The sequence below is a fragment of the Candidatus Hydrogenedentota bacterium genome (assembly GCA_018005585.1).
Taxonomy (GTDB): domain Bacteria; phylum Hydrogenedentota; class Hydrogenedentia; order Hydrogenedentales; family JAGMZX01; genus JAGMZX01.
The window spans coordinates 1-10,631 of sequence record JAGMZX010000092.1; the positions used below are offsets into that span (position 1 = coordinate 1).

The following is a 10,631-nucleotide window of genomic DNA, read 5'->3' on the forward strand; positions in this document are numbered from 1 at the left end:
AAGGCGGTTTGCGCGGGTACGGAAGCTGCTGAAGAAACGGTACCGGGGCGAAGAGGATGAGGCGCTGGTGCGGCGCGCGTTTGAAAGGGCTGCGGCGGCCCATCACGGTCAGACGCGTATCAGCAATGAGCCCTATGTCATTCACAGCCTGGAAGTGGCGATTACGCTGGCGGACATCGGGCTGGACCCGGTGACGGTTTCGGCGGGGCTGCTCCACGACGTTCTGGAAGACACCAAGGTCACGCGCGAGGAGCTGCTGGCGGAGTTTGGCGCCGAGATCGTCTCGCTGGTCGATGCGGTGACGAAGATCAGCACGATCAGCCGGGCAGAGAAGCATGTGCCTCTCGAGATCGAGCAGGCGCAGAATATACGCAAGATGCTGGTCGCCACGGCGCAGGACATCCGCGTGATCCTGATCAAGCTGGCAGACCGCCTGCACAACATGCGCACCATCGACCACCTCGAGAAACCGCGCCGGATCGCGAATGCGCATGAAACGCTCAGCATTTACGCGCCGATCGCCGATCGCCTCGGAATCTCCGCGTGGAAATGGGAACTCGAGGACCTCGCGTTCCGGCAGTTGCACCCGGAAAAATATCGCGAGATCGAAGCGCTCGTGGCATTGAAGCGGCGCGACCGGGAGGCGCGCCTCGCGAAGGTGTTGGCGCTCTTGAACGAGCGTCTGCATAACGAAGAGATTCCGGCGCGGGTCTCGGGCCGCCCCAAGCATTTCTACAGCATCTACCAGAAGATGGAGCGGCAGGGAAAGACGTTCGACGAGGTCATGGACATCGAGGGCGTGCGCATCGTGACGGAGGACCGGGACGGCTGTTACAAGGCCATGGGCGTCGTGCACGACATGTGGCCGCCGGTGATGGGCCGGTTCAAGGACTATATCGCGGTGCCCAAATACAACATGTACCGGGCCATCCATACCACCGTCATGCGCGAGAACGGGACGCCGCTCGAGGTCCAGATTCGCTCGGAAGAAATGGACAAGACGGCGCGCGAAGGCATTGCAGCGCATTGGATCTACAAGGAAGGCGAGCGGGCGCGCGACAAGGAGCTCGACCGGCAGTTGACGTGGCTGCGCAGGATGTTCGGCTGGCTCAAGGACGATGCCGCGCCGGAAGAGGTCCTGGATACCGTCACGCGCGAGTTCTCCCCGTCTTACATCTACGCGTTCACGCCGAAAGGCGAAGTGCGCGAATTGCCGCGCGGCGCCACGCCGCTCGATTATGCGTACAACATCCACTCGGAGATCGGGCATCATTGTATCGGCGCGCGCGTCAACAGCCGGATCGTGCCGCTGACCTACAACCTGCGCACGGGCGAAGTAGTCGAGATCCTCACTTCGAAGAACAAGAACCCGTCGCGTGATTGGCTTGAAATCGTGGTCACGGGCAAGGCGCGCGCGCGCATCCGGCAGCGCCTGCGCGAGATCGGCGAGATGGAGCCGGCCGAGCCGCCGCGCGCGGAAAAGGAAACGGAGAAACCCGGCCCCGCCCACGTGCGCCGCGTCAGCCCGCCCGCGCCCGCCCGCGCCGTGCCGCAGGTTGACGCGGCCACGCGGCGCAAGATGATCCGGATCGACGGCGCGCGCAACATGCTGGTCCAGTTCGCGAAATGCTGCAATCCCATGCCTGGCGAGTCGCTCGCCGCCTATATTGTCCTGAAAGGGCTTGGGATTACGGTGCACCGCGCGGACTGCCGCGTGTTCCTGAAATCGCCGCGCGACCCGGACCGTGTCCTGGCCGCTTCGTGGGCCGGGGAAGGCGCGATTGAGCGCGCCGCGCGCGTGATCGTGACGCAACGCTTGAACGTGCTCGCCGACGTGATGGACGCGCTGCGTCCGCTGAACGTGGACATCGTCAAGGCGGGGTTCGCCTCGTACAAGAACGGAAAATACCGGCTCGATTTCGCCTACCAGGCCCCGGACGAGGATACGGCCAGGCTGGTCCTGCGCACGCTGGAATCGGTGCCGGGCGTCGTCGAGGCGAAGCGATTACGCCTGGACAACGTGGAGTCCGGGCCGATTGCGCCGAAGGAGTGACGCGCCGTGGGCCGATTTGAACTGGTGTCGGACTTCAAACCGGCAGGCGACCAGCCCGAGGCGATCGAGGAACTCGCCGCGCACCTGGAAGACGGGGCCAAGCACGTCGTGCTGCTCGGCGTGACGGGTTCGGGCAAGACGTTCACGGTCGCGAACGTCGTGGCGCGCCTGAACCGGCCCACGCTCGTCCTCGCGCACAACAAGATCCTGGCCGCGCAGCTTTACGGCGAGTTCAAGGAGCTTTTCCCGAACAATGCCGTCGAGTACTTCGTCAGCTACTACGATTACTACCAGCCGGAGGCCTACGTCCCCGCGACCGACACCTATATCGAAAAGGAATCGTCGATCAACGATGAAATCGACAAGATGCGCCACGCGGCCACGCGCGCGGTACTCACCCGGCGCGACGTGCTCGTCGTCGCGAGCGTCTCGTGCATCTACGGCATCGGCTCGCCCGAGACCTACCGCCAGATGCGCGTGGAAATCGAGGAGAATGCGCCGCTCAACCGCGAGCGGCTCCTCGAAGGCCTCGTCGCGATGCAGTATGCGCGCAACGACCTCGATTTCCACCGGGGCACGTTCCGCGCGCGCGGCGATATCGTGGACGTGTTCCCCGCGCACGAGGCCGAGCGCGCGGTGCGCATCGAGTTCTTCGGCGACGTCGTGGAGGGACTCCACGAGATCGATCCCCTGCGCGGCACGGTATTGCGGCGGCTGCACCGCGCGGAGATCTTCCCCGGCACGCACTATGCCACGACCGCCGAAAGCCTGCGCGGCGCCGTCGAAGGCATCGAACACGAACTCGAGGAACGTCTCAAGACCCTGCGCAGCGAAGGCAAGCACCTCTTCGCGGAGCGGCTCGAGCAGCGCACCCGTTTCGACCTCGAAATGCTGCGCGAGATCGGCTATTGCCAGGGCATCGAAAACTACTCGCGTCATCTCGACGGGCGCATGCCCGGCGAGCCGCCGCACACGCTGCTGAGCTATTTCCCCGGCGATTTTCTGCTCGTCGCCGACGAGAGCCACATGACCATCCCGCAGGTGAACGGCATGTTCAAGGGCGACCGCTCGCGCAAGGACAAGCTCGTCGAATACGGGTTCCGGCTGCCCTGCGCGCGCGACAACCGGCCCCTGACCTTCGGGGAATTTCAGCAGCGCGTCAACCAGGTCGTGTACGTGAGCGCGACGCCCGCCGAATACGAACTCGAAAAGAGCGAGGGCCTCGTCGTCGAGCAGGTCGTGCGGCCCACGGGCCTCATCGACCCGGAGGTCGAGGTACGCCCCGCCGGCGGCCAGGTGGACAACCTCCTCGACGAACTGCGGAAACGCGCGGAGCGCGGCGAGCGCGCGCTCGTGACAACGCTCACGAAGCGCATGGCCGAAGACCTCACGGAATACTACCGCGACCTCGGCGTGCGCGTGCGCTACATGCACGCCGACATCGAGACGCTCGAACGCATCGAACTCGTGCGCCAATTGCGCGAAGGCAAGTTCGACGTGCTCATCGGCATCAACCTGCTCCGCGAAGGGCTCGATATCCCCGAAGTCTCGCTCGTGGCCATCCTCGACGCTGACAAGGAGGGTTACCTGCGCTCCGAAACGAGCCTGATCCAGACCTGCGGCCGCGCGGCGCGCCACGTGAACGGGCGCGTCATCATGTACGCCGACACGACCACCGGCTCGATGCGGCGCGCACTCGATGAGATGAACCGGCGCCGAAAGAAACAGGTCGCGTACAACAAGAAGCATAAGATCACGCCGAAATCCGTGCAGAAATCCATCCGCGACATCCTCTCGAATATCTGCGAGCGCGACTACGTCACCGTGCCGATCGCCGCAGAAGAACGCGAAGAATACGTGCCGTTCCAGGACCTCGACAAGGCCATGCGCAAGCTGCGCAAACAGATGAAAGACGCCGCCGACCGCATGGACTTCGAGAAAGCCGCCGAACTCCGCGACCGCATCCGCGCCCTCGAACGGCGTCAGCTCGAGACGGGGGTGTGAGGAAAGGCGACATCTTTCGCGATATCGCCGCGGCCGTTTGGGGTCGAAGACTTTCCGCGAAAATTTTCCGCGTACTGCAAAACTGGGCCGCGTACGTTATAGTGAATATGGAATCTGAACCCCGGATCGTCCGGGTAGTAGGATTCCTCCGGGGACGGAAACGTCCCCTTTTTCATTTTTCGAGGACTTACGACGAAATCTCAGAGAGGTGTTGAACTCGGGAATGATATCTTGCTCCGTTACTTCCCAGAAAACACGCATCAACTGTCTCCTGGCCGTTACGGGTGAAGCGAGGTTCGCCACAATAGGCTATTAATGCCCCCTACGCACCTGTGCTTCCCGCGGCAACAAGCGGCGAATATCCCTGCGAACGCGGCGCGCCAACTTGACCGCCTCGTGCGCTTCGTTCAACGAAATGGACTCATATACATCAGGATACCGCGTGGACGTTGCGAAATCCGTCAATCGTTCCTGTTCTTCGGGACTGATTTCCGGTCGTCCATCCCACCGGACGAGACTGTGCAGTGCCCCTATACAGTGCGTCTTCGGGAATCGAACGCAGCGCCACACCAGCAATGCTTTCAGGTATTTCCCGACACATTGCTGTGCGTGAAAACAGACGGCATCCGTGGGGCAATCCTGTCCCGGCTTAAGGGTATGGGCGGCGTTCTTCAGGTCATTTTCGGCTTTGACTACCCACTCGCGGACGACAGCGACGAGTTCATCATACCCGTGCATAGAGAACCTTGCCCTCGCGCACCGCGGGTTCTTCGATGGCGCCCACGACGTTCCGGCGCCACGCGAATTCTTCGGGCGTGCTGACAATGATGTCTTTCGGCAGATGGATATCATGGAGCGCGAGCCGGATTTCAACCTGTTTCGCCCGCCTGGAGCCTTTGACTGGCATTACGACGAGCAGGTCAACGTCGCTGTCCGGTCCAGCATCGCCGCGCGCGTGGGATCCAAACAGGATGACCTGCTCCGGCTGAAACCGTTCGACGATCAGGCGCACCATGGCATTGATGGCGCTTTCTGTCGCTCGCTTGGTCATTCCTCGAACCTCGATTGGAAACGGCTGCGCAGTGCAGACGTACCGTTACCTTGACATAGCCCATAGCATAGCTTCAATCCGTCAATTATCCCATCTGTTGTGTGGGACAGGCGCGAAATCACGTAGGCGGAGGTGCGTTCCGTAAACGTAATTGAGGACCATTGAAAACCGCTAGGTGTCATGCCTACACTCTCTCTTTGACGGGGGAGAGCAAAAGGGACGCACGGGATATGGAAGAATCGCTCCTGCAGGAGATGACGTCGGCGATCGTCGAGGAAGTGGACCCGGACGAGATCATTCTCTTCGGTTCACATGCCCAGGGCCGCGCTCGTCCGGATTCGGACGTGGACCTGCTGGTCGTGCTCCCGGATTCCGAGGAAACGCGGTTCCGGCGCAGGCGTATCACGGGCAATTTGTACCGGCGGCTTGCACGATATCCCGTAGGCAAGGATATCCTGGTCTATACCCGGTCCGAAACAGAGCGTTGGCGGCACGTACGGGGGCATATTATCGCCACCAGCCTTGCGGAAGGGCGGCGCCTCTATGCCCGGGCATGACCTCGCGCGGGAATTGCTCGCAGCAGCAAGGAGCGATCTCAAGGCGCTCGAGAACATGCTGGATCCGGAAGCGTTCGACGACCGCGTTTTCGGTTTTCATGCGCAACAGGCAGTCGAGAAAGCTCTGAAGTCGTGGCTGAATTATCTGCAGGGGTCACATCCGTTTACGCATGATCTTTCAATGTTGTTGCACGAGCTTGAAGGATGCGGCGCCAATATCGAGGATTATTGGGACTTTGCGGACTTGAGCGCCTATGCGGTCCGATTCCGTTACGAAGCACTATCGGATGAGGAAGAACCACTGGACCGGGAGCGCTTGCTCGGTGATGTTCGCGCGCTCGTAGACGGCGTGATGCATCTCTTGAGCTAAGAAGAATACGCGGTTCTCCTCTCGATGAAATATGACACCTGTTCTTTCCTGCGGTCCTCTCACACGAAGAACGGATTGCTCGTGCGTTCGATGAGGACGGTGCTGGAGGGGCCGTGGCCGGTGTGGATTTCGTAGTCGCCGGGCAGGGTGAGGATGTGCTCGCGGAGGGCCTGGACCTGGCGTTGGGCGTCGCGGGGGTTCGACGTGCCGCCGACGGACCCGGCGAAAAGGGCGTCGCCGGTGAAGACCATGCCGGGGAAGATGAGGCTGATCCCTTCTTCGGTGTGGCCGGGTGTCGCGGCGACGCGGCCTTCGAGATTGCCGACGCGGATGGTGTCGCCATGGCGCGCGGTGCGGGTCTTGCAGCCGCCCGCGTGGCCTTTGCCGCTGTACACGGCCACGTCGTGCTTCGCGAGCAGGTCGCGCAGGCCGCCGGTATGGTCGTAGTGGTCGTGGGTGATGAACACGGCCGTCAGGCGCAGGCCGTGCCGCGCGAGGAACGCCTCGATACGCGGGTCGAAGTCGGCGACATCGGCCAGCAAGGCCTCGCGCGTCGTTTCGCAGCCGATAACAAAAGCGTTTGCCTCGTTCACGTCGATGACGAAATGCCCGAAGATCATCGGTGGCTTCCTTCCAGGTTTGCGTTCTCGAAGTTGGCCTGGCCGCGCGCGCCGGTGAAATCGGTGTTGCGCAGGTTCGCGCGGCGGAAGATGGTCCGCTGGATGTTTGCGTCGCGGAAGCAGGCACCCTCGAAATCGGCGTTGCCGGGCCGTGAATAATAGAGATCGGCCCCGGTGAAGTCGGCCTTGTGTCCTTTCACGCCGACAAGATTGGCGCGCTTGATATTCGCGCCGCGCAGGTTTGCGCCCGAGAGGTCGGCGCATCCGAGCACGGCAAGTTCGAGGTCCGCGCCGCTCAGGTCGGCGCCGCGCAGGTTTGCGCCGTCCAGCAACGCGCCGCGCAAGTCCGCTTTGCGCAGGCTAGCGCCTTCGAGGTTCGCGCCGGATAGCCGTCTTGCCCGGAGGTCCGCCCCATCGAGAATGCGTCCGGCAAGCTGCGCGCCGGGCAGCCACTCGCCCTCATTCACGGTTGTAATGCGCTCGACATCGGCCGTAATCTTCGATTCCATCACAGCACAAACCTCCGCGTCAAAGCTTAGAATTCGTCGAGACCCGTCAGGCGCTGTTCGAGCCAGTCGCCGTAAAGTGCTATTTCCTTGAGCGCCGCGCGGATGTCCCCGGGCGTCACATCGCGGTGCAAGAAACACCGGATCAAGGCGAGCCTTTCCCCGTCTTCCGCCGGGACGATGGCGAGCGCGCAAAGGCCGAGCTTGGCGTTCATGCGCAACGCCCAAGTAGCGGTTTCGTCGTCCGGCTTCTTGGAACAGAAGCTGTACAACCGCACGAGTTTGAGCCCGTCGCTGCCTTCAAAAGGCCGCAGGTAGACCGTCTGGTGGCGGCCCTCCTTGAGGGCGACTTCGATGGCGTAGCCGTCCTTGTCCTCGCGCACGGCGCGCTTGCCGGTCTTTTCGCACGCGCGCGCCAGGCGCTTGAGACTGTAGCCGCCCTCGGGCTTTGGCTTGACACCCGCGAGACCCGCCTTTGCCGTTGCGAGGGCGCGCGCCGCCGCTTCGCGCACATCCGTGTCGGGGTCCTTGGCATGCGCCGTCAACGCCGCCGTGGCGGCGGCTGCCGCCTCGCCGAGGGCGTCCGCCGCGTCGCGCCGGTGCACCCAGCCTGCCTTCGCATCCTTCAATACCTCGATGGCCTGTCGTACGGAGAGTCCCATGGCCGCGCTCCTCATGCGGAGGCATTGTACCAACGGATGGAATCGCGCGCATACCCCGCGACGCGTCTCAGACATACTGTGTGTTCTTGCGAAGTTCCCCGTAACGTGGTAGTGTTAGGCGGTCGTGGCGGCGATGAAGAACGCCGCACGGGGGAACGCTGGAAAATCCGGTGCTTCCGGCGAATATCGCATAAGCGGAGATTACTCTGGGTGCAGCAAAAGGCATCAAACCCGGACGCGTCTGGCGCTGCCGTTGCGCTGCCGGCCAGTGCCGGCCTGGGCCACGAGAGACGGGACATCTGGACCATTGGGGTGATGCTGGGTGTTTGCTGGTTTCTGGAGGTGGGGGGGCGGGTCGCCGTGCAAACCGGGCACATCTCCGGCGCCAGCCGGGATATTGCGGGATTGCTCGCAATGGGTGTGCTGGGGGCCTCTTTCCTGTATGTCTTCGCGATGGTGCGGCGGCTGCCGCCGCTGGTCCACGGAGCGCTTCTGTTGGGCATTCTCTGCCTGGTGGTGTTTCAACTCAGCGATATTGCGGACGAGTTTGACGCCTTTCGGTCCATTCCGTGGCTGAGGAAAGAGAACGCCTTGCACACGATTTTTGAAAACGCCATAGCGGGCACAGGCGCCTTGCTGCTGATAGCGGGTTTGTACTATGCCCTGCTGGAACTCGAGCGGGGCCGGCGGCGGCTCGAAGCGGAGCGTGCGCGGCTTGCGCAGAACGTGGCCGTGCGGGAACAAGTGGAGGCGGAACTCGAAGCGGCGCGCGACCGACTGGAAGAGGAAGTGACGGCGCGAACCGCCGAACTTGCGCAGCGGAACGAGCAGTTACACGTGGAGCTGGAGGAACGGGCCCGCACCGAAATGTCCCTCGCGCGCCGTTTGCGCTTCGAGGAGGGACTCGCGGCGTGTTCGCACACGCTTCAGGCGGAAACGTCAAAGGTGGGCGCGCTGGAGCACGCCCTGGACTTGCTGCGCATGGCGGCCGGGGCGGCGCACGTGCTGTTCTATGAGAACGCGCCGGACCCGGAGGGGGTGCTGTGGTCGCGGCTTGCCGGCGAAGCACACGGCGCCGGATTGCAGGAATTACCGGGCGGAGAGGAGATGCGCCGCATCGGGTATGGCGGCGAGGCGGTAGCGTGGCGCAAGGTCCTGGAATCGGGCCGCACGGTCATGTTCGGCGCGGAACAGGCCACCGGCGAAGAACAGGCGTTCCTGGGCCGTTTGGGCGCGCGGAACGCGCTGTTGCTGCCGGTGGTGTGGGAGGGCGATTGGCGGGGTGTTCTGGCGTTCATCAACTGCCGGCAGCAGGACGGCTGGGGAACCGAGGAAGTGCGCGTGTTGCGGACGGCCGCGGAACTGCTGGGCGCGTTCAAGGAACGCGAGCGCACGGAGGAAGCGCTGCGCAAGGCGCATGAAGGCCTCGAACGCCGCGTGGCGGAACGCACGGCGGACCTGACCCTCGCCAACAAGCGGCTGGAAGAAGAAGTCGCGGACCGGCGCCGGGCTGAACGGGAAAAAGAGAAACTTGAGACCCAACTGCGCCAGGCGGAGAAGATGAAGGCCATAGGCACGCTGGCCGGCGGCATCGCGCACGACTTCAACAATATCCTCTCCTCGATTCTCGGATTCACGGAGATGACCCTTGTGAAATCCGACCCGGATTTTCCGTATCGCCGTTACTTGGAGGAAGTGTTCAAGGCGGGTAACCGCGCCAAGGAACTGGTGCGGCAAATCCTCGTGTTCAGCCGGCAAAGCGACGAAGACCGGGCGCCGGTAAACATGTACGAAGTGGTGGACGAAGCGATCGCCTTGTTCGGCCCCACGTTGCCGAAGACCATCGAATTGCACGTGAGTCTCGACCGCGAGTGTGGCCTGGTGCTGGCCGACCCCGTGCAAATACATCAGGTGGTCGTGAACCTGCTGACGAACGCGGAGCACGCCATGCGCGAGAAAGGCGGAGTGCTTACGGTGAGCGTAGAGTCCCTCCGCTTGGACGGGCCCGCCACCACGCCGCAGGGCATCCTGCTCCCCGGTTCCTATGTGGTGCTGACGGTGTCCGACAAGGGGCACGGTATCCCGCCGGAGGCGTTGAACCGCATTTTCGAACCGTTTTTCACCACAAAACCCGTTGGCGAAGGGACGGGAATGGGCCTGGCCATCGTACACGGGATCGTGACGTCGATGGGCGGGGTGATTACGACGGAAAGCGTCTGCGGGCACGGCGCGAAGTTCCGCGTCTACCTGCCACAGGTCCATCGCACGGTCTCTCCGCCGCCGCGCGATATCGGCGAAGATCTGGGCGGCTCCGAGCACATTCTCGTGGTCGACGACGAAGCACAACTGGTCAGCATGTGGACCGAGATGCTGCGCGCACTGGGGTATCAGGTTACCTCGTACACGAGCAGCGTAAGCGCGCTGCAGGATTTCGTTGACGGCCCCGAGCGGTTTCAACTCGCGCTGTTGGACCAAACCATGCCCGAATTGTCCGGAGCGGAACTGGCGCGGCGCATATTTGCCGTGAATCCTGAATTTCCGGTCATTCTTGCCACGGGTTTCAGCGAGTCCATATCCGAGGAAGAGGTGCAGGCCCTGGGCATCCGCGAACTCATTCTAAAGCCGATTATCACGAAGGACCTCGCACTTTCGATCCGCCGCGCGCTGGGCAATCCGGAGCCGGGACGCACCCCCAAGCAACCGGGCAGGACGTAGGCGGCGCCCGGCGGCCTATTCGACGGCCCGGCGATACCCGTCCAGCGCGGCCGCGGCCATCCGTTCCGGCGTAAACCGCGCGGCGCGAAGAGG

At 63.1% G+C, this 10,631-nt stretch carries 10 protein-coding genes; 5 read left to right on the forward strand and 5 right to left on the reverse strand.

All coding sequences use genetic code 11. The features are described from left to right. Both KA184_15205 and uvrB read left to right on the forward strand, forming a co-directional pair. Window positions 1-2,053: bifunctional (p)ppGpp synthetase/guanosine-3',5'-bis(diphosphate) 3'-pyrophosphohydrolase (locus KA184_15205; protein MBP8130924.1), on the forward strand; the 2,053-nt coding region annotated here is incomplete at its 5' end. Window positions 2,054-2,059: 6 nt separating this feature from the next. Beyond that, window positions 2,060-4,057: an excinuclease ABC subunit UvrB gene (gene uvrB, locus KA184_15210; protein MBP8130925.1), complete on the forward strand. Its 1,998-nt coding sequence runs from the start codon at window positions 2,060-2,062 to the stop codon at window positions 4,055-4,057. 312 nt (window positions 4,058-4,369) lie between these two features. On the opposite strand, the gene KA184_15215 is transcribed toward uvrB, so the two are convergent. Both KA184_15215 and KA184_15220 read right to left on the reverse strand, forming a co-directional pair. After that, window positions 4,370-4,795 (reverse strand): HEPN domain-containing protein, encoded by a 426-nt coding sequence (locus KA184_15215; protein ID MBP8130926.1) that lies wholly within the window; start codon window positions 4,793-4,795, stop codon window positions 4,370-4,372. Further along, window positions 4,782-5,108 (reverse strand): nucleotidyltransferase domain-containing protein, encoded by a 327-nt coding sequence (locus tag KA184_15220; GenBank protein MBP8130927.1) that lies wholly within the window; start codon window positions 5,106-5,108, stop codon window positions 4,782-4,784. The genes KA184_15215 and KA184_15220 overlap by 14 nt, the downstream gene beginning before the upstream one ends. 230 nt (window positions 5,109-5,338) lie before the next feature. Here KA184_15220 and KA184_15225 point away from each other — a divergent pair, with 230 nt between their 5' ends. Both KA184_15225 and KA184_15230 read left to right on the forward strand, forming a co-directional pair. Beyond that, entirely contained in the window at window positions 5,339-5,665 is a 327-nt protein-coding gene (locus tag KA184_15225) for a nucleotidyltransferase domain-containing protein (protein MBP8130928.1), read from the forward strand. Beyond that, window positions 5,652-6,035, forward strand: a complete 384-nt coding sequence (locus KA184_15230; protein MBP8130929.1) for a HEPN domain-containing protein — start codon at window positions 5,652-5,654, stop codon at window positions 6,033-6,035. The genes KA184_15225 and KA184_15230 overlap by 14 nt, the downstream gene beginning before the upstream one ends. Before the next feature lie 59 nt (window positions 6,036-6,094). Here KA184_15230 and KA184_15235 read toward each other — a convergent pair whose 3' ends face one another. Genes KA184_15235 through KA184_15245 form a run of 3 tightly spaced genes read right to left on the reverse strand, consistent with a single transcriptional unit; the run spans window position 6,095 to window position 7,823 of the window. Then, window positions 6,095-6,655, reverse strand: coding sequence for an MBL fold metallo-hydrolase (locus tag KA184_15235; GenBank protein MBP8130930.1), 561 nt, complete (start codon window positions 6,653-6,655; stop codon window positions 6,095-6,097). Beyond that, window positions 6,652-7,167: a pentapeptide repeat-containing protein gene (locus KA184_15240; protein MBP8130931.1), complete on the reverse strand. Its 516-nt coding sequence runs from the start codon at window positions 7,165-7,167 to the stop codon at window positions 6,652-6,654. The genes KA184_15235 and KA184_15240 overlap by 4 nt, the downstream gene beginning before the upstream one ends. A 23-nt stretch (window positions 7,168-7,190) precedes the next feature. Beyond that, the gene (locus KA184_15245; protein ID MBP8130932.1) at window positions 7,191-7,823 is read right to left on the reverse strand and encodes a hypothetical protein; all 633 of its coding nucleotides are present in this window, start codon (window positions 7,821-7,823) and stop codon (window positions 7,191-7,193) included. Between the two features lie 210 nt (window positions 7,824-8,033). Between KA184_15245 and KA184_15250 the strand changes: the two genes are divergently transcribed. Further along, window positions 8,034-10,538 carry a response regulator gene (locus KA184_15250; protein MBP8130933.1) on the forward strand — a complete coding sequence of 835 codons (2,505 nt, stop codon included), beginning with the start codon at window positions 8,034-8,036 and terminating at the stop codon, window positions 10,536-10,538. Window positions 10,539-10,631: the final 93 nt, after the last annotated feature.